The organism is Paenibacillus xylanilyticus (assembly GCF_013359935.1).
GTDB lineage: Bacteria > Bacillota > Bacilli > Paenibacillales > Paenibacillaceae > Paenibacillus > Paenibacillus xylanilyticus.
In genome coordinates this window covers 543098-562754 of the sequence record NZ_JABMCB010000192.1, presented here as the reverse complement: position 1 = coordinate 562754, position 19657 = coordinate 543098, and the positions used below count along the sequence as shown (strand labels likewise).

At 47.8% G+C, this 19657-nt stretch carries 20 protein-coding genes and 3 tRNA genes; 4 read left to right on the top strand and 19 right to left on the bottom strand.

The features are described 5' to 3' along the window. Positions 1-87: 87 nt before the first annotated feature. Positions 88-173 (bottom strand) — tRNA-Leu (locus HP552_RS22430). Positions 174-465: 292 nt separating this feature from the next. Further along, entirely contained in the window at positions 466-924 is a 459-nt protein-coding gene (locus tag HP552_RS22425; RefSeq protein WP_175397582.1) for a general stress protein, read from the bottom strand. Between the two features lie 220 nt (positions 925-1144). Between HP552_RS22425 and HP552_RS22420 the strand changes: the two genes are divergently transcribed. Further along, positions 1145-1381: a hypothetical protein gene (locus HP552_RS22420; protein WP_175397581.1), complete on the top strand. Its 237-nt coding sequence runs from the start codon at positions 1145-1147 to the stop codon at positions 1379-1381. Positions 1382-1459: 78 nt separating this feature from the next. On the opposite strand, the gene HP552_RS22415 is transcribed toward HP552_RS22420, so the two are convergent. Then, a complete protein-coding gene (locus HP552_RS22415; RefSeq protein WP_175397580.1) occupies positions 1460-1945 on the bottom strand; it encodes a NucA/NucB deoxyribonuclease domain-containing protein in 486 nt (161 codons plus the stop codon). 115 nt (positions 1946-2060) lie between these two features. Next, positions 2061-3215 (bottom strand): sensor histidine kinase, encoded by a 1155-nt coding sequence (locus HP552_RS22410; RefSeq protein ID WP_175397579.1) that lies wholly within the window; start codon positions 3213-3215, stop codon positions 2061-2063. Positions 3216-3501: 286 nt separating this feature from the next. Between HP552_RS22410 and HP552_RS22405 the strand changes: the two genes are divergently transcribed. Continuing rightward, complete coding sequence (locus HP552_RS22405) at positions 3502-3690, top strand: DUF6199 family natural product biosynthesis protein (protein ID WP_175397578.1); 189 nt, start codon at positions 3502-3504, stop codon at positions 3688-3690. 172 nt (positions 3691-3862) lie between these two features. Beyond that, positions 3863-5098 carry an MFS transporter gene (locus tag HP552_RS22400; RefSeq protein WP_175397577.1) on the top strand — a complete coding sequence of 412 codons (1236 nt, stop codon included), beginning with the start codon at positions 3863-3865 and terminating at the stop codon, positions 5096-5098. Positions 5099-5191: 93 nt separating this feature from the next. Here the strand turns inward: HP552_RS22400 and HP552_RS22395 are convergent, their stop codons facing one another. The 5 genes from HP552_RS22395 to HP552_RS22375 all read right to left on the bottom strand — a co-directional run bounded on the left by HP552_RS22395 (position 5192) and on the right by HP552_RS22375 (position 9072). Next, positions 5192-5521 (bottom strand): DUF1904 family protein, encoded by a 330-nt coding sequence (locus tag HP552_RS22395; RefSeq protein ID WP_175397576.1) that lies wholly within the window; start codon positions 5519-5521, stop codon positions 5192-5194. A gap of 167 nt (positions 5522-5688) precedes the next feature. Then, positions 5689-5814, bottom strand: coding sequence for a sporulation protein YjcZ (locus HP552_RS22390; protein WP_175397575.1), 126 nt, complete (start codon positions 5812-5814; stop codon positions 5689-5691). A 94-nt stretch (positions 5815-5908) separates the two neighbouring features. Continuing rightward, a complete protein-coding gene (locus HP552_RS22385; RefSeq protein ID WP_175397574.1) occupies positions 5909-6595 on the bottom strand; it encodes a hypothetical protein in 687 nt (228 codons plus the stop codon). Between the two features lie 298 nt (positions 6596-6893). Next, positions 6894-8450, bottom strand: a complete 1557-nt coding sequence (locus tag HP552_RS22380) for a tetratricopeptide repeat protein (RefSeq protein ID WP_175397573.1) — start codon at positions 8448-8450, stop codon at positions 6894-6896. Positions 8451-8646: 196 nt separating this feature from the next. After that, positions 8647-9072: a hypothetical protein gene (locus HP552_RS22375; RefSeq protein WP_175397572.1), complete on the bottom strand. Its 426-nt coding sequence runs from the start codon at positions 9070-9072 to the stop codon at positions 8647-8649. A gap of 242 nt (positions 9073-9314) precedes the next feature. Between HP552_RS22375 and HP552_RS22370 the strand changes: the two genes are divergently transcribed. After that, positions 9315-9986 carry an SOS response-associated peptidase gene (locus HP552_RS22370; protein ID WP_175397571.1) on the top strand — a complete coding sequence of 224 codons (672 nt, stop codon included), beginning with the start codon at positions 9315-9317 and terminating at the stop codon, positions 9984-9986. 92 nt (positions 9987-10078) lie between these two features. Here the strand turns inward: HP552_RS22370 and HP552_RS22365 are convergent. The 10 genes from HP552_RS22365 to pyrF all read right to left on the bottom strand — a co-directional run bounded on the left by HP552_RS22365 (position 10079) and on the right by pyrF (position 19590). Further along, a tRNA-Ile gene (locus HP552_RS22365) sits at positions 10079-10152 on the bottom strand. Positions 10153-10208: 56 nt separating this feature from the next. Then, a tRNA-Met gene (locus HP552_RS22360) sits at positions 10209-10282 on the bottom strand. A 71-nt stretch (positions 10283-10353) separates the two neighbouring features. Next, positions 10354-10518 (bottom strand): hypothetical protein, encoded by a 165-nt coding sequence (locus tag HP552_RS22355; protein ID WP_175397570.1) that lies wholly within the window; start codon positions 10516-10518, stop codon positions 10354-10356. Positions 10519-10661: 143 nt separating this feature from the next. Then, complete coding sequence (locus HP552_RS22350) at positions 10662-12110, bottom strand: ABC transporter substrate-binding protein (protein WP_175397569.1); 1449 nt, start codon at positions 12108-12110, stop codon at positions 10662-10664. 20 nt (positions 12111-12130) lie between these two features. Further along, the gene (locus HP552_RS22345) at positions 12131-12994 is read right to left on the bottom strand and encodes an ABC transporter ATP-binding protein (protein WP_175397568.1); all 864 of its coding nucleotides are present in this window, start codon (positions 12992-12994) and stop codon (positions 12131-12133) included. Between the two features lie 2 nt (positions 12995-12996). After that, complete coding sequence (locus tag HP552_RS22340) at positions 12997-15921, bottom strand: ABC transporter permease (protein ID WP_175397567.1); 2925 nt, start codon at positions 15919-15921, stop codon at positions 12997-12999. After that, positions 15921-17036, bottom strand: a complete 1116-nt coding sequence (locus HP552_RS22335; protein ID WP_175397566.1) for an efflux RND transporter periplasmic adaptor subunit — start codon at positions 17034-17036, stop codon at positions 15921-15923. Before HP552_RS22335 ends, HP552_RS22340 begins: the two co-directional genes overlap by 1 nt. Continuing rightward, on the bottom strand, positions 16999-17772 hold the full coding sequence (locus HP552_RS22330) for an ABC transporter ATP-binding protein (protein WP_175397624.1): 774 nt from the start codon (positions 17770-17772) through the stop codon (positions 16999-17001). The genes HP552_RS22335 and HP552_RS22330 overlap by 38 nt, the downstream gene beginning before the upstream one ends. A 439-nt stretch (positions 17773-18211) precedes the next feature. Then, positions 18212-18853 carry an orotate phosphoribosyltransferase gene (gene pyrE, locus HP552_RS22325; RefSeq protein WP_175397565.1) on the bottom strand — a complete coding sequence of 214 codons (642 nt, stop codon included), beginning with the start codon at positions 18851-18853 and terminating at the stop codon, positions 18212-18214. Next, positions 18850-19590: an orotidine-5'-phosphate decarboxylase gene (gene pyrF / locus HP552_RS22320; RefSeq protein ID WP_281366151.1), complete on the bottom strand. Its 741-nt coding sequence runs from the start codon at positions 19588-19590 to the stop codon at positions 18850-18852. Before pyrF ends, pyrE begins: the two co-directional genes overlap by 4 nt. Between the last annotated feature and the right edge of the window lie 67 nt (positions 19591-19657).

The window sequence follows — 19657 nt, the reverse complement described above, 5'->3', positions numbered from 1 at the left end:
TCGTTCCCTTTGAATTAGGCATGCTATTTTAAATCCATAAAAAAGAAAAACCCCTTATGCGACAAGGGATTTCAGGGTTGTTTATGATGCCGAGGACCGGGATCGAACCGGTACGGTAGTCACCTACCGCAGGATTTTAAGTCCTGTGCGTCTGCCAATTCCGCCACCCCGGCATATGTATGTACTACTTTATCACTTGAGGCGACAAGAAATATCTTAACATAGGATTAAACATTATGCAACACATATTTTATCAAATTTCTCATTTTTTCAAAATCGAATATCACGAAAATGAAAAGGCACTGCCAGCGTCAGCTAACAGTGCCTAGAAAGTCCGAGTTGCGGTCCCGGACTTTCTATAAACCATCTATATTAAGGGAGGTGTGAGATCATAATACCTCCCCAACATTAAAGAAACCTAAAATCAGGCTTAAATTAAACTAAAAAAAGTGTACAGCCTGTTGTTTATGAGTCTTTCCCCTTCACAATGGGTGCAATGCGGGCAGCATCGTCCTCTTTGCATTCCACCACGACAAGCAAATGATCCTGAAGAAGCCACTGTTCATAGTACTGGGCATCCTCTTCGGCTACCCCTGCTTCTGCCAGGGTAAGTACAAGATCGTCCGTTTCTCCTCCAATTTCATTGCCTGCCAATCGGCGAACCACTTTACCGGCAGAGATCGTCTGATCCATTCGTTTCCCCAACGCTGCCAGCACACCCTTGAAGACGCCAAATGCGCCATCTGTACCTGCCCCCTTCAAAGGCTTGGCCAGACCTGCTTTTTCGCTGATCAAATCGAGATCCAAATGCTCTTTGGCTACTACACCCAATGAATCTGCTTCAAGCCCTTCCTCTTTAAGCTTGCCCAGCATCACAATCGCTTCGTTCTCCGTACGGACCAGTCCAACCAGTAATTGTGTCATTCCGTTTCCTCCCTTAATCAATCGTCCATAACCCATTATTTTGTATAACCTAACCGCTCAAAAACCCAATCCTTACAATAAGTCAATCCTCCCAACCCGAAACATCATTTCTTTTCTGGAAATCCATACCTAGTTCTGATAGACTAGATAAAGAAGACAAATTAACCATTGAAATTATTGACATATTAAGTAACTATCCCATAACCAGGAGCAATGTCTTATGAAAAAAGAGGTAGAAATTGCCATTCGTCGCAAGCAGCAAATCGTTGTTCGTAATACCAGCGGGCAAACCGTGACCGGTTACCCCGAGCGTTCTGCCGACTCATCCATTCTTACCCTGCGCACGGTACAGGGAAACCTTTGGATCCCTTTTGATGAGGTGGAGCAGATTACCCGCTTGTTGAGCATCCGTTCCCATCACATGAATGGTATGCACTTATGTATTGCAGATCTGTAATGGTATAGATGAACAGACAAAAGCCAGACCCACAACGGTCTGGCTCTTGTCTGTTCTATGTTTCTGTACTACTACTAGCTACTTCACAACAAACTTCACCCGCGTTCCATCCGGATATGTACTCAGCTGATTACCAACCCACGACCCCGCACCGCGATTATCCTTGGGCGTAATGTACTCAATGTCTGCATTCGCCCCGCCTTCAGCACACATGGCCATTGGCCACTCATCCCGATCTTTCCCTTTCTTCACAGGCACACCCTTGAGTGACAAATCGCGATTGGCGTCTGCGCCATTACGATCAATCGTGCATACATCCGAGTGACCTGCCTTGATGGCAGCCTTGATATGATTGGCCGTCTCCGGGTATCGGTCGGATGGGAAGGTAATGGTGTGATCCACACCCTGACTGCTCCCACTGAACGGTGATGGCAGATCCAGCGGTAATTCTCCCTCAAACCAGGCAAAGAACGCCACAACCATGAGGGTCGCCAGCGTAATAAACGATTTTTTGAGCCTGCTTATGACTTTGTTTTTTCTCTTCCTTGTGCGCTTTCTCTTCATGCTGTTTCCCCCGTTCCCTCTTGCATTATACCAGAACGTTCGTTCGCGAAACAATACCAAAAAGACAGTCCGCAGCAGCTCCGAACTGTCCTCAACGTTCACTTCTACCAGGCTGTTATCCCACGTGCGGAATAACATGCTGCCGTAACAGCGGCAGTGTAACATGGAATTGTGTACCCTGTCCTAGTACACTCTCTACTGTTATGTCCCCCTGCATCAATTCAAGCAGTTCCTTACAGATCGTCAATCCCAGTCCGCTGCCACCGAATCTGCGAGCATGAGAGATATCCGTTTGGGTAAACGCTTCGAACAACTGATTGATCTTCTCTTCCGGAATACCGATTCCCGTATCACTTACGGAGAACTCCAAGGTAATCTCGTCTCCATGTTGTTCCTTTACATCCAGCTGCAATAACACTTCACCTTCTTCAGTGAATTTAATTGCATTGCTCAGCAAATTATCCAACACCTGACGCAAGCGCAGCGGATCTCCGATCAAAACGTCTGGCACCTGCATGTCAGCTTGACAACGCAAATGAATCTTTTTCTGTTCAGCCGCTGGTTCGTGCGTTCTAACAATCTGTTGAACGAGCTTGAGTGGCTGGAATTCTATCTGTTCAACTTTCATCTTACCGCGCCCCAGCTTCGCCATATCGAGGCTGTTATTCACTATGTTCAGCAAGGCTTCACCCGACTGACGGGCGAGCTCCAAATATTCTTTTTGCTCCTCACTGATTTCACCCATGCTCGTTAACTCGATCATGCCCATAATTCCATTGAGTGGTGTGCGCAGTTCATGACTTAATTTCCCGATAAACTCCAGATGCCCCCTGCTGTTCATCTCCGCCAATTTGGCTGCCCTACGAAGCTGTTCCTCGGCATATTTCCGTTCAGAAATATCGTATTGGATGCCCACAAAAAAGAGACACTGTCCTTCATCATCAAAAATGGGATCAATGTTCAATTCGTTCCAGAATCGCTGACCGCTTTTAGTATAGTTTAAAATATCGATTTTAATGGATACCCGCTGCTTGAGTGCCTCACGAATCTTGCTTACGGTTTCGGGATTCGTGTCTCTGCCCTGAAGAAATCGGCAGTTTTGTCCAACCACTTCTTCGAAGGTATAACCGGTAAGAGCCGTGAATTGTTCATTGACAAATATCAAAGGCAGTTCTGGTGAGGTTGCGTCGACCACAGTTACGGAAGATTTAAGTTTGGATATTAAAAACTCCCACTGAATGGGTATGGAGTGCCGATTTTGGATGCTCATGCTTCCCCTCCTGTTTCTTATGGTGCGTTCCGGTAGGTACATATATAATCATGTAAGAATTGGGTCTTCGATCAACGGAAATCAATATAATTAATTGTAACACAGTTATTCAAATGGTGTAGTTCGTGGGTAAATACGAATAACTCACACCAATCCGTCAGGAGGAAAACATCATGAAATTTCTGTTAATCATTATTATCGTTATTCTGGTATTGTTCTTCTTCACCAGACGCAGAGGTCGTTAATACCAATCCGGGTCATGCAAAACAAGGAAGGAAGATCGGGCATGAGAACCCTCTTTTTTATTTTCATGACACTTTGCATTATTAATCTGTGTTTCCCCAAGTTTGGATGGTATTTGCGCTATGGATGGATTTCCAGGGGAGAGTCCGAGCCGAGCAAGCCTTATATGACGTTCACCCGAATGACCAGTCTAGTCATGCTGCTTATCGCTTTTACACTTGCAGCCGCCTAAAGGTTTCCTATACTTAACGAAGCAGTTATCCACGTGGATAACTGCTTTTTTGTGCTATCAATGAAGAGAATATGATAATTTTATTTGTGGTGCGTTGCCCTCCGTCCCATTACTATTAGTATTGTTATTTATATGTAATGAATATATATGATTCGTGAAAGGGCATCTATGCATGAACATCACTTTCTATCCATACTGGGCTGCCAAGACACTCCTATCCTTTATTCAAGTTGTATATATTATGGTTATGACTTTACTGATCTACGGTCAGACTGGCTCGGTGCTCTATGCCGCACTCTTCCCTTTTATTCAGATGTCTGTACGGATCGTGGCAGGCGTAACCTCTTCATGGGTTATGAACCGTTTCTCTTTCGCCAAATTCATCACCGGCATTTCTGTAGCGAAGACTCTCATACTCACTGGAATCGGCATCTCATTTGCTTATCTGACTGTACATATCCCTGTCTTACTGGGTATCATCACTGTTCTTTCCTTTCTGGAGGGCTCGGAATCGCTAATCCTTAACAGTTTACCCCCACGTCTCGCTCAAGGCGAGGAACTCGTGAAGGCGAACAACCTGTTAACCTTCTCCAATCAAACCGCAACAATGGTTGGATATGCTATAACGGGCTTTGTCGTCTTTCACTGGGGCGCTTCACAGACATTTTGGGCAGCTGTTGCCATGTCATGGGCCAACTTGGTTTTGATGATCGCCATCGCCTTGCTATCGAGTGAAGTAGTGGGACAAGCGGACAATACCCATGTCAAACGAAACATACTGCGGGAAGGCTGGTCTCTGTTACGGAATAATCGTCCCTTGCGGCTGCTTACCTATGTGGATGTGTTCAAAGCACTGGCCGGATCCATCTGGACCGGTGCCATTACACTCGCTTTTGTCCAAGAAGCCCTTGGACAAGGAGAGGAATGGTGGGGCCTCATTCATTCAAGTTACGCTGCCGGCGCCATCCTCGGCGTTTTTCTCACACGTTGTCTGACCGGCCTCGGTCAGCGACACCTGATCTCCAGCATGGCTGTCAGTTCGCTTCTCTTCATCTTATCGACCCTGGCTTTCGGGTTAAACAGCCTTCCCTGGCTAGCACTTGTACTGAGCATCTTCATGGGTTCCGCTAGCCAGATACGGGAATCCGAACTACAGAATGCGTATCAAAATGCTGTTCCTGCAGCATCACTGTCCGATGTATATGCAGCCCGAAGCATGCTCCTGACTGCATCCATCAGCTTGTCTGCCCTTTTCTTCGGATTGGTTGCAGATCAGTTTGGTGTGAGGCTGGTCTACTTCATTGGTGGAGCCCCGTTAGTCATCTCTGTGCTATGTATGTCCGGATTGAACCAAGTACGCCAGCAGAGCAGTTCCGATGGGGGTACAGGTGTTTCCTGGATAAAATAAAAGACGAGCAGATTACCGCTCGTCCCAGGCTGTTCCGAACACAGGCGGAACAGCCATTTTATTTTGCAAACCATGCACTGGTCTTATTCATATTTAATCCAATGGGTAATCGGTTAGCGGCTTGCCTTGCTTATAATATAAAGTTGGGGACAGGATGTTGAAAAAAATATGAGCATCTGAAAGGCCTTCGTCTGCGAGAATACCATGGATGGAAGATGCAATGCGATTGTGAACGTCCTGATCACGCTGGAACATTAAAATTTCTACCGATGCGGGAGATGGCGTAAGAGCTTGTACATCATAACGCTCGGCCTTCATTTTTTCTCGTGGAATATTGGAAATAAGAGCCATCTGCTCGGTAATCCGGGGAACAACTTCCTCCAGTTGGTGACCTGTGAATCCTCTAAAACGAATAAACGGCATTACGATCCCTTCAATCTCTAAATTTAGTCTCTTATGTGATTTTAAGCACATTGTTTTCGGTTGTCAAATGAAAGACTCGTTGTTGCTCACTTCGCCAACACAGGAAAGCCCCGCTGAAATTTCAGCGGAGCTTGGTGTAACGCCCCATTCATTGAACCGAATACGTATTACAACCAGAAGGATTTTGTGATGATGACGAGCAGGATGAAGAGTACCAGAATTGCGGCAGTGGAAGTACACATACCGTACCCAGCTCCTCCTACATTATTACAACCGTATCCAACTTGACTCATTTTGATTGGCCTCCTTTGAATTTCAAGGTATGCCATAACATATGCCAATTCAGCACAAATGACCGGGCATCTCCCCAATCTGCAGCGCCCATTCCTACATGGATTTCCCCACGTGATGTACACTGATGTTCACACCGGTTCCAGTTGTTATTGCCTTGCCTCCATCCTCTATACCAGTCAACTCCAGATCAATGATCCGGGTTCTTGTATCCGTTTTTGACTGCAGGAGGATTTCACCATTAGGCGCAATGCAGTAGGCAATTGGAATACTGGTATCACAATCCCGGTAAGACCCGTCCGCATGACTTGTTCCCATGATAACGGACTGCTCAGTCACGGCAATCTGCCGTGCCTTCTCCAGCCACTCCATATATTGCTCCTCACTGAACATCCCGACACCGATGGAGTGCATGATTAATTGCACATGTCCAATATGCTCATTCCGAAAACCCTGCAGCACGATCTCGTCGCACAACAACGTACTGATGGTCCAGCCCTCTTCCACAATCAATGCAGCAGGTGTGTACTTTGCCTTTTCGAGAACGATCTCTCCCGCTTTGTTGATGATGATGGTTCGATCCTTGGGGCGTTCGTCCAATCTCCGGTGCCCCGATATAATCATCGTTTCATATCTCGCAGCCAACCTGCATGCCTCTTCCACATTTTGATTGAGATAACCCTCCGGATACAGCAAAATATCCACTTCAGGATGGGATCTCAGTTCTCCTTCCAACTGTACAAGTGCCTGTTCCAGCTTCGGTTGCCCGATCATAATCTTCATCTCATGTCCCCCATTTATCAATAAAAGCCGGTTCATACCTGTGTAGGTACGAAACCGGCTTAAAGGCAGCACAGCAGATTCACTGCTACTTGCACATCGCTTCAAGAGTAACTGTCTATTACACAACATGTAAAAAACAATTAGCTTTACAGTTCACGTGGTATGTGGTTAAGGAATGTGATTACTTATTTCTGTGTTCTAGTTTATCATATAGCACTTGTCCATGATAGCTTCAATCCGTAACCACATCTCGAAGTAATCTTCCTTCATTGAAGGATGCTGGTGAAATACAGAGCGATCATCTGCTTTCAAAACTTTGAAGCAAGGAACGCGCTTCTTCGTGATCCGGATCCATAGCCAGCACCTTGCGGGTATAATCCAACGCTTCTTCTTCCAGTTCCAGTTCGTAACAGCAAACTGCCAAATCGTATAATACTGCCGGGTTGTGTTTCAATTCATCGGCTTGCAGAGACAACTCCAAAAAATGCTTGGCATCTTCATACACAGCCATTTCATTCATCAATTGCCCTGCCAGAAATGCAATATCCCCCATCTGCTCCATAGTGTAATAGGAAGACCACATCGTGTGAATACCCTGCTGGATATCGAGCATCTCTTCATCGCTCGCATCCGGAATGAGATCGGATATTCGCTGAGCACTATGTATCAAAAATTCCGCATCATATCTGCCCAAACGCCAAAAAGGCAAGAGCTGTTTGAGTTCCATCCTGCTCACCTGATGGTCGAACCATTCTTTTATACTGAAAAAATCATCCGGCCCAAAACGCTCCACTTCCCGCAGATAGGCAAGCCTCGTATTCACATAGCTCATGGGCTCTTTCACCATCAACATACATCCGATATTAAGATCTTTGTAATGATGTGAAGTAAAACAAGTATGGGCCCCACGCTGCTCCAGAACGTGTTGTATTGCATGATAATTCGCTGTTAATGAGAAGCTTCCATGAAGAACAAATTCAGGCGGCTCTGCAAACTTCCAGTTATCGAGTCGATGATCCCCTTTATCAGCTGTGATCAACACGTACCCTGATTGGGATAGCGTCTCCAAACGATCAAGACAGGCCAGCCCGGCTGCCGGAAACAGAATATGAGAATCCTCCAGTTCCTCCTGGTAAAGTGAGATGACGTCCCTGTACGGATAGGTATCTGCACTGAATTTGGGGGCAGGGCGGTAGGCATAACTCAGCTCCATATTCTCCAACCTTTCAACAGGCTGAAGGTTCGAGGAGCTGTCAGCGTTGGAGAGCATCACATCACATTCATAAATTTTGCCTTCACCAACATAAATCAATTCTTGAGGGATGCTATCAAAAAAGTAGTTTGCAATGATCAGTAATGGCTGCATCAGCTCACCAGGGCGAATAACCGTACCTGCTGCGGCCAAGTTCAGTTCCGTGTCATGCATGGCATCAAATTGCGCAAAATCAAGCAGTCCCTGCTGAATAAAAGACTGCATGGACGGATGGTTCTTCCAGCCGAAAACATTGTCTGAGGCAAGATCCGTCATTATATAACGGAAGGAAGGCAGCTCTGTGGCAGCGTAGTCCCTCAACTCACATAGTTTAATCAAAATTTGAAAAGCCAAGCGACCTACACCAGCTCCCAATTCCAGAATGGTTACCGTCTCAGTTGTCTTCCCCTTGGCAGCCAAGTCTTGGAGAAACCCAAAAATCATTTCCGCATAGGCAGTTGCAATCATGGGATTGCTCGTAATGTATTGCGGAACCTGATTATCCGTCCAGGCCTTCAATCCTTTTTGTTCATAATACGCCCGCTGCCAATCCCATACCGGAGCTTCGCTGAAGCGGAAGCGCTGTCCTTCGTTTTTCATCATGTGATATAAAACCCGCCTTCTGTCTAATAAATTCACTGGTTCTTATTATATCATAAGCATTACACGACCCCAGGATGGCAGCTTCCCATTACAAAAAAGCCCACCTTAACAGGCAGGCAGCGACAAACACGAATTTCAATTATTGTTAGACGATAACCTTTTTTATAATCATCCGGTAGGCAAGAACGCCAGGCTATTAATCCGAGTACAGTGCTCCATCGAAGTTCTCGGGACCTACTCGAACAGTACCCAGCAAGTTGGAGCTGATAAAAGCAGTGTACGTCAGCTGCGGCAGAACCGGTGGATTGAAATCATCAGCGGAGAACGTAATAACTTGAGGTGCCAGAACACTTAAGCTGAATGTGGACGTTGCGGAATAAATGACTGGGTCCGTTGGAGCAGTACCACGAACAACTGTAATTGTGATTCCTACGAGTGCCAATGGGAGCTGTACGGAGACCGTTCCTTTCATTTGTACACGCGGGTTCGCTCCAATGCCGGCAGTCGTTACCAATCCAATTTGTCCAAATAATTGGGGCGTGTTAGTTACTAGAATAGGTACGGAAATGGAGTTTGCCAAGCTGGCATTCTGCGAAGTTCTCGCATCAATAAATTGACTCATGAATCTACCTCCTATGTTGGAATAGGATAGTATATGCGAGAGTACAGAGATGGCATGGACAGACAATGATTTTTAGAAAAAAAAGACATATGAAAACTTATACGGGCCGCTTAGATCAAATTGTATTACAGACATTAACCATTATTCGGCTTCACAATGATGCTGCCCATCTAATTATTTCCGTGTTTAATCCTTTAGATGTATGATTAAATATGATAATGATACTTGAGGAGGTGATTCGTATGTGCGGCAGGTTTACAATTGTTGATCCTATAGAGGAATTAATGGACAGGTATATGGCTTCAATAAGTGATGGCTTCGAATACCAACCCAATTATAATGCAGCACCGATGCAATACATTCCAGCCATAATCGGTAGCAAACAAGGAAATCGACTCGGTTCTCTCCGCTGGGGCTTGGTCCCTGCATGGGCCAAAGATGACAAAATCGGAAACAAAATGATCAATGCACGGGCAGAGACCATAGACACGAAGCCCTCATTCAAACACCTCATTAGCTCCAAGCGTTGTATTATTCCCACGAATGGTTTCTATGAGTGGAAAAAGGAAGGAACCCACAATCAGCCTCTCCGCATTCTGCTGAAGGACGAAAGCATCTTTTCGCTCGCTGGATTATACGACATCTGGTCAGACCCGGAAGGTAACAAGTTAAGCACGTGTACAATTATTACGACGGAACCTAATGAATTAATGTCAGGTATACACAACCGGATGCCGGTTATCTTACGACCGCAGGATGAAGGTGAATGGCTGGAAAGAAGTCATAACGATGTTTCTTCCCTGCTTGGACTGCTGAAGCCATACAAAGCCTCTGAAATGCGGGCATACAAGGTTTCCAGGGATGTAGGCAACGTTAGAAATAATTCAGTAGAATTGTTGAAGGCAGTGGAATAGAATTAGCAGCAATTTCATATCCCTACGTTTCTACCGTTCATACTTAAAAGAGAACAGAAAAAAACCCTTGCTGCGCAAGGGTTTTAAGAGAATGGGCCCTGAGGGACTCGAACCCCCGACCAATCGGTTATGAGCCGACCGCTCTAACCAACTGAGCTAAGGGCCCTAGACATAATATATAACGTGCAGATGATGGCTGTGAATCATCCAGGTGAAACTAAATTGCGGGGGCAGGATTTGAACCTGCGGCCTTCGGGTTATGAGCCCGACGAGCTACCGGGCTGCTCCACCCCGCGTCAGTAAAAAATATTAAAACAGCGACTTAATTAATATACACCATAACCTCCTAATAAGTCAAGGGGTAATGTCAGGGAATAAAACGAACGCCGTATCTTCCTTTTTTCGAGCGGTACACCTCGACCTCCGCCGGCTCATTATGACCGTAAATCCACCCATCCTGCTCCATGCGTTTGGCAAGACATCCCGCCTGAAATTTGGTTGTATATAGCTTGCTGAAGTAAACCCAGCGCATCCTTCTCTTCCTTTCCGAAGTTATGTTTCATCTCTGTTAATTGTAGAGTACCCCAATTTCAAAAAAAATAGCCGCCAGAGGATCAAAACTCCAGCGACTAATTCTTTATGATGCTGAAAAATAAAATTAAAATTGTAAAGCTTTTAGAATGTAGCCTTAGGGTCTTTCTTCAATTTCTCCAGCATTTCGTTACCCTTGGCGGCCCACTCGCCCAGCGCTTCTTTTGGTGTTTTCTTGTTTTCAAGCACCTGAGTGAAATATTCCATGCCTTTGTCGCTCACCTGCCAGAGATTAGGCATTTTCTGGTACAGTTTATCCATGTTCGTATTGGTCGGAGGCACAGGCTTCAGTGTATAGAACGCTTGGATATTGTAATCCAAACCGTCCTTCGGTTTAATGAAGCTTTTGCGTGAGACCATCTCGTAGCTGCTGCGGGCCTTGATCTTCGCCCAATCCTCACTGTTCATATACTTGATCAATTCCCAAGCATCATCCGGATTCTGAGCCGAACTGTTGATCGCCATCAGGCTGCTCAAGTAGATGTTGCCCCCGATTTCAGGTGCTTCCGGGTGAACAGGAGGAGTTACTACGTCCCAGTCTACCTTAGTGAAGCCTTCCATTTTATCTGCATTTTTGTTGGCATCAATCAATTGGTTAATGTAGCTGTAGTCCCCAATTACCATGGCTGCCTTGCTGCTCAGGAACAGATCGCCTTGAAGGGGGTTATAACGCCCGTTTGGATCCTGATCCTGTGGTTCGTCACCTTTAGGAATAACTTTATCGATAGCGAGTTTGCTGATGGTACTCCATACTTTCTCCCATTGCGGCGAATCAACGGTCATCTTCTCTGCTTTGTCATCAAATATTTTTAATTGCAAAGAATTATAGTATTGCTGCATGGAGTAGTATGGAGAACCTCCTTGATATGTTGTGAAGGAGAAACCAAACTCATGGTCCTTGCCTTCACCTTTTGTAAGACGTGTTGCCAGGTTGAAAATATCATCCCAAGTCATATTGTCTGTTGGCGGCTCTACGCCTGCTTTTTGGAACATCGCCTTATTAAAGAACAGGGCGGACGAAGAAAAGGTCGGTGTCAGTGCGTAAATACTCTGATCACCCAAGTCCTTGATGCCTTCAAGGACACTTGGCACAATATCACTGGTGTCGAATTTGTCCTCCTGGATCAGCGGGTCCAGCTGTTTTACCATATTTTCCTGGATGAGTGATTTGATCGTAGCCGTGTCAGCCACGACAACATCTACAGGATTATCCCCAGTCATGATTTTCTTCAGATTTTCCAGGCTGTCCGGCATTTCCTGCTGTTCTTCCTGATTTCCATAACCATACATGCTTCCCTGGTCTACTGCGGCGACCACTTCAATCGTGACATTCGGGTGTGTCAATTCAAACGCATCGGTAAACTGCTGGCGGAAATAACTATCATCCTGGTTTCCCCATAACGTAGCCACACGCAATACACGCTGCTCTGTATCCTTCGCCTCACTTGCTGTACAGCCCGCAATCAGCGGCAATGCCAGACTGGCTGTAGCCAGTACGGCCAGCACACGTTTTCCCCAAAACCTGTTCTTCATCTCCCAATTCCCCCTCAAATTTATCTTGGCGGTGTGATCACAATACGTTCACCGTCAAATTCCAATGTTGCCCGATTGTCGATGGACAGTGCCTCCAAATACTCTTTGGGTACCTGCAGGCGTCCCGCCCGATCTATGATGACAAAGGCTTCATGGATATCCGGCGCACCTGCTTCAGATAGTCCATGTTCATCATCCAGATTCGGATTGCGCTTCACAAATTCGGTACTGGTCAAGCCATCACGAATGGCTACAATTCGGTCCACCTTGCCGGCAAGCGTCAAGTCATGGGTAACGATGACGATCGTAACGCCCAGTTCCTTGTTCATCTTGCGAAAAATGTTCATGATCGTATCACATGTCTCGGAATCAACCGAGCCTGTGGGTTCATCGGCAAGCAAAATTTTGGGACGATTGGATAACGAGATGGCAATTGCCACCCGCTGCTGTTCTCCCCCCGATAATTGATGCAGCTTGTTGTGCATCCGGTCCTTGAGACCAACCCACTCCAGCAGCTGCATCGCATAGGCGCGATCCCGCTTGCCCCCAAGAATCATGGGTGTTTCCACATTTTCCAGTGCCGTTAGATAAGGCAGCAGGTTACGTCCGTTATTTTGCCAGATGAAACCTACAGTATGACGTTTGTACTCTACCAGTTGGGCATCCGTCATTTTGAGCAAGTCCCAGTCTCCCACAACTGCGGTACCGGCTGTCGGGCGATCCAGCCCCCCAAGAATGTTAAGCAGTGTGGATTTACCACTGCCGCTGTTGCCGATGATCGCCATCATTTCACCTTGATTGACGGTCAGGTTGAGACCTTGAAGGGCAACGACTTCCACATCGCTGGATTTAAAAATTTTCACAAGTCCTTCGCATTGGATCACGTTTACCTCTCCTCTCCCATTTTGACCGCCTGGTGAACCCGCAGTCTGCGAATCTGCCACAACAGCATTGTTGCTCCAACAACCAGCATGACCACCGTCACGCCATACAGCTGCAGCATGTCTTGTTGTTCAAACACAATCCGGAACGGAGGCACCTGTGCAGATACATTGTCCGTCGTTTGAAGGAATGGCAGGAACAGACGACTGGATACCTGACCGATTCCAATCCCGAGCAGGATGGATAGTCCAGCGGTAAACACTTGCTCCAGGAGCAGCATACCGCTCAGCTGTGCACGTGATAATCCCATGGCCCGTAGCACCCCGAACTGCACGACACGTCCTGAGAGATTGAAAAACCAGTACAGGATGTATCCGATCAGGGAGATAATGACCGATACCAGGAAGCCCAGACTCAGTATGCCGAACACACCACCACGTGACGGATGTTTGCCCTGGGATACCAATTCAGTACGCACATCGCGTACGGACGATAGCTCAATGCCCTCCGCCGCAAGTTTCTCCATCAATGGTGCAACCTTCGCATCCGGCTCCATTTTCAGCCAAACCTCATAAGGGATCAGAGGCACCTGATCATAGATATAGTCCAGATTGGCCACAAAGAATGGCGTCTGATCCGGGTACTGGGCAGGCCAGTAAGGAATGATGCCAAAGACCACAAATTCAATCGCCTGGCCCTGAACACCGATGGAGAGCAGATCCCCGGTTTTGAGCTTGAACTTATCGGCAAATTTGGAGGAGATCAAAACCGCACCTTCATATTTGCCCAACAAATCGAGATACTTATAAGGGTGTGCAGGGAATAGATCGTTACGGAACCAGGCCACCTTAGCAAAGTCCACATTATCAATCCCGACCAGCATGCCCTGGCCGCCGGATTTGCCGGATACAATGATATTCCCTTTCGTCTGCAGCACTCTTGCTGCATGTTCCACACCGTCCAGCCTGCGGAATACTTCGAATGGCGGTTCGGAATAGATGACTTTGGATGGCTGTGAGTTTCCGCCGCCCCCACCTGGGGCGCCACCACCATTGCCTCCACCGGAAGCTCCGCCGCCAGCAGAACCGCCACCGCCACCGTTTCCACCACCCTGTTGACCTCCACCTGACCCGCCGTTTTGACCGGAACCCCCAGGCTTAACCTCGGGTGTCCCTTCCCACACCGTTTGCATGATCACATCGGAGCCGTAACGGTACAGCGTACGCTCGGTGGAGTTCAGATCAATCGTCCGGGCTGCAGCCGAGTTGTACACACCAAGCCCGAGAGTCAAGACAAGCAGAATCATCAATGGGTAGTATGACGACGATGAACGTGACAGCTGCGTCAGGGTCAAGTACAGCGGAACCGGCAAAAACTTGCGCCCGATCAACTGTATGAGTTTCAGAATCCACGGGAACAACCGCAGGAAGAACAGACCCAGAGCAAAGATTGCCAGTGCAGGTACAAAAAACAGGAATGGCTGTACCTGCAGCTGATCTGTCGTCATGCCCGTCTGGAAAGTCAACATCTGACGCTCATAGAACAGGTAGTATCCATAACCTGCGAGACCCATCAGTACAATATCCAGGAACCAGCGCTGCCATACCGGAGCACGATCCGTACGTGCCTGACGTCTTTTGGCTGAAACAATCGTCGCTCGTGCATAGGTTATTGCCGGAATGAGTGAAGCAATGATCGCTACGAGCACTGCCACAAGGCCAAGCAGAATGGCTTCTTTTGATATACCGATCGGAATCGATTTGCGATCCACGAATGACAGGAATCCACTGGCTGAACCGATGCTTTTGGCCATGAACCAACCCAGCATGGGTCCGATCACCAGTGCAATTGCCCCGAGAAAGATACCTTCCAGCAGGTACAGGGAGAAAATCTGTCGGGCAGAAGCTCCGCGACTTCTCAATACCGCAATGTCACTTTCCTGCTTCTGCAGTGACTGCCTGGCATTCATGGCAATAAAATAAAAGACCATGGCAATCATCGGTGCGGCCAATGTGAATAACATCGTCTGCAGTTGCAGACTCTGACTGCGGAACTGCTTCAGCAGATCGCCAAATGTAATATCCACCTTCGTATCCTTAAGCCGCTGGTACAGATCAATATCAAGCCGTTCCAGCATGGAAGTCAGACCCGGCAGCTGGCTGGTTTGGATTTCCTTCAGATCAAACGCATAATACCAACGCGAATTCTGAAGCGGAATCCCTTTTTCCTTCAATAAAACATCGTTAAATACCGACTCATCCACATACAGACCGTTCATCATGCCATCAAATCCTTGAACCCAGTACGGGCTTTTCAGATCATCCGCCTTGAAGGAGCCGGTTATTTTGACACGCAGTGTAATATCCAATCCACTGTACACCGGGTATTCCAGAATGTCTCCGACGTGCAGATCATTCCGATACATGCCTTCCTCCAGCATGACCGCTTCAATAATGTCATCCTTGAGCTGATTGCCCGGCTTCACACCGGCAGAGTAATTCACCTGTGCGTCCAGTCCGCTCATCGTGCCAAGCGTCATGCTTCGAACCCGACTGGCATCCACCTTGGTTGGATCCTCCGGATTCACCTCCGTACTGCGAATGGATCTAGAGTTTACATACGTATGGAACGGAAAACCGATATCGCGAGGCACATCCTCACGAATATAACGATCCACCTCATCGAGACCGAGCGTGTCTGTCTTGACTCCACCCGGTGCCTGATAACTCATAAGCAATGAACCTGCAGGCAACCCCTCACTGTTATCCTGCAGGGTCTGTGCCACCACCCGTTTCAACGCACCATCGGCATACATCGGAATACTGACGGTGAACGCAACCGCCACAATCAGTCCGATCAGTGTGCTGAATGTCATCCAACGGGTGTTCCACATTTTGCGGAACAACAGCCTGAGCAATGGCAGCCCCATTAGCGGCCCACCACTTTCTGTCCAACGGTCAGACCTTTCAGAATTTCAACATCCGTAGAGGTCTGCTGTCCCACTTCAACGTCCACTTCACGTTTGCTGCCATCGCTCTCAACGACCTGCACGTATGTTCTAGAACCGATGGAGCGCAGCGCCGAGACAGGAATGACAATGGCATCCTCCGTACGCTGGGTTACAATGGATACCGTTAGAGGGGTTCCGCGTTCCACACCCTTGGGCATTTTAGTCAGTGAGACGATGACATATTGGTCGAGGGTCTCTTTGACCGGAGGCGTTCCGCCTTCGCCGCTACCTTCACCGTTTCCGCTTCCATTTCCAGTTGCTTGAGCGACAGGCATTACTTTAACTTTGCCAGAAACCTTGCCTGCTCCGTTGATGTCCACATCTGCTTTCATGCCAGCTGAGAACTTTTCCAGATCTTCCTTCGCAAACGTTGCTGCTACAATCAGATTCGATGTATCTGCAATGGTTGCAATTGGATCGTAGGCTTTGACAGCTGCGCCTTTCTCCACCTGGACCGCAATAATCGTTCCCCCAAAGGGAGCGGTCAGCGTCGCTTTGCCAATCTGTTCCTCCAGATCAGCCAGTTCCTGGCGCAGCTCTTCAAATGCGATGGTGGCTTCTTCGAATTCCACCGGATCCATTTCGTCCCGCTTGCGAAGCGTTTCTTTCATTTGCACTTCCGATTTCCGAATCTGAAGTTTCTTGGCTCGAATTTCCTTCTCCACACTCTCCACATCAAGTACGGCGAGGAGTTGACCCTTTTTCACTTTATCCCCCGGCTTTACATTCAATTCCTTGATGTGCATGCCGTCCAGCGTGAAATACACCTTTTCTTCCCGCTGACTCATCATTTTGCCGCTGCCGCTAACCTTTTTCTCCAGTGTTTCTGTCCGGACTTCATATTCCGGCTTTTTGGAAATCGTAGGCGGTGTAATCGGCGGAAGTACTTCTTCCTCTGTTTCTGCCGGCAGCAATGAGCAGCCTGTCATCGTTGCAGCCACGATTGCACCAATCACAACAAGTGCTGCACGTTTCCCCCTTTTCGGAGCGGCCCCTTTACTTGATAAATCTGCCGTCCGCCATTTCATAAACATGGTCCGCAACCTCCAAAATCGTAGGATCGTGTGTCGTCATACATATTGTTACTTGTTCCACTTCAATAATATTGCGAAATACGGCCATCACCTGTGCGCCCATTTTGGAATCCAGCTCGGCTGTCGGCTCATCCGCAAGCAGCAGTCGGGGTCTATGCGCAATGGCTTTGGCAATCGCGACCCGCTGCTGTTCCCCCCCGGACATTTCGAATGGCCGGTGTTTCACCCGTTTGGTCAGTCCGACCAGATCCAGACAATGACCTACCCGTTCCTTCCATTCTGAACGAGGCACATCCGCCATTCGCAGTGATAACTCGACATTTTCCCAAGCCGACAGCAAGGGCATCAGTGCATACGCCTGAAAAATAAAGCCAATTTCCTTGCGCCGCAGAGAAGTCCGTTTCCGGTCACCCCAATCCTGCAAAGGCTGCCCGGAAAATAAAATGTCACCACTTGAAGGCTGATCCAGCCCACCAAGCATATTAAGCAGAGTCGTTTTGCCTGAGCCGGATCTCCCCTTCAACATGACAAGCTGCTGTGGGTTGACTTCCATGTCAATGCCTTTGAGAACATGGATAATCCGGCTGCCCGTCTGAAAGCTGCGATGTACATTACGAACTTCCAGCACAGGCCCATCATACGGAGGCAGCAAACTGGCCTTTTCCACAGGCTTGGACTTCGCTTCCGGTTCAGCAGCGGCAACAGCCACCTCATCTTGGCTTGTTCCATCGGTCATGGGTTGCGAGTTATTTGAAGGACTTTCGGGTTTACTTATGTATGCCAAGTTCTCCTGCCCGGCTGTGTTCTGCTGTTCCGTTTGTCCCTCTGCATGGGTCTCTCCAGACTGGCTTTTGGCAGATCTGGTTCTGGAAAATAACTTCTTCATGCCAGCAATCACGCTCATCCTCTCTTAACATCCCGTTCATTTCTTTAAGGGTACTAAAAATAGAAATCTATTCCATACTACACTGCATTATAAACGACCGATCCCAACTAAAAGTTACAAGCTTTTTACAACGTTGCCGGGAAAAAGTTAATATTTTGATGAACAAACGAAAAAAGCATCCCAAAGTGCGGGATGCTTCTTGCCTATTCCATGAATTTGCCTCTATAACGCCAATCATTACAATTTTGATACTGTTTACAAACGAGCAGTTGTTGATTAGCAGATGATATTATTTACCAAATGAAGAAGGATCTTCACGCCATGATTTGAGCAGCTCAAAATCACTCTCCTGGATTGTCCCCTGAGCAAGTGCCACGTCCATTAGAGCTGTATAATTGGAAAGAGTTTGCAGCTGAATGCCAGCTTCTTCAAATGCTTTTACCCCTTTATCCAGCTGATAGCTGAAAATCGCAAGCACGGCTAATGGCGTTGCCCCTGCTGCACGTACCGCTTCTGCGGCTTTGATGGAACTGCCTCCTGTAGAGATCAGGTCCTCAATAACAACCACTTTTTGACCTTCGGTAATGATGCCTTCAATCAGGTTTTCCTTGCCATGCCCTTTTGCTTTGTCACGAATGTAGGCCATTGGCAGATCGAGCTTCTGAGCCACCCAGGCTGCATGCGGGATTCCCGCGGTTGCTGTACCTGCAATAACTTCTGCATCAGGATATTGCTCACGAATGATACTTGCGAAGGCTTCAGCAATATCATTGCGGATCTCCGGATAGGACATCGTCAAACGGTTGTCACAGTAGATTGGAGACTTTATACCCGATGTCCAGGTAAATGGCTGCTGCGGGCGCAGTGCCACGGCGTTAATTTTCAAAAGTTGGGAAGCAATGTGGTTGGGAATCTCGTTCAGTGCGATCATGCGTTCAACATCTCCTTCAAAATGGTTTCTGCTGCTTCACGTGGATTGGGGGCACCTGTAATTGGTCTGCCTACAACAATGTAATGGCTGCCTCTGGCAATGGCTTCACCCGGTGTGAGGACACGGGTCTGGTCACCCAACCCACTTCCTGCTGGCCGAATTCCCGGAGTAACGGTGTGGAAATCACTGCCGCAGGCTGCCCGAATGGCCGGCACCTCAAGGGGAGAAGCAACTACGCCATCCAGACCTGCCTCATGGGCCAGTCCAGCATAACGAACCACTGCCGCTTCCACACTTCCCTCGATGCCGATCTCACGGTTCATCGTTTCCTGGCTTGTACTGGTAAGCTGGGTAACCGCGATAATCTCCGGTCGGCTAAGAGAAGGGTTTGAAGCCAGGGCCGCTTCCGCTCCTTCACGTGCAGCACGCATCATGCTCGTACCGCCAGCTGCGTGCACATTGAACATGTCCACGCCAAGTCGGGTTATACTTTCGGCACCACCGCGAACGGTGTTGGGGATATCGTGCATTTTCACATCGAGAAACACGGAGTACCCTTTCGCTTTCAACTCCCGGATAAAATCCGGACCCGCTGCGTAGAACAGCTGCATCCCCACTTTTAGATAACAGGGAATGCCCTCTAATGCCTGTACCAGTTCCTGCGCCTGTTCCGCATCAGGATAATCCAGGGCGACCATTAATCGGCCAGCCATTTCATTGAATTCAGGTTGATTCATCCAGTCCCGCTCCTTCCACATGCTTGTTTTTCCGTTTTTGCCCGATATAAAGGACATCCCGCCAACC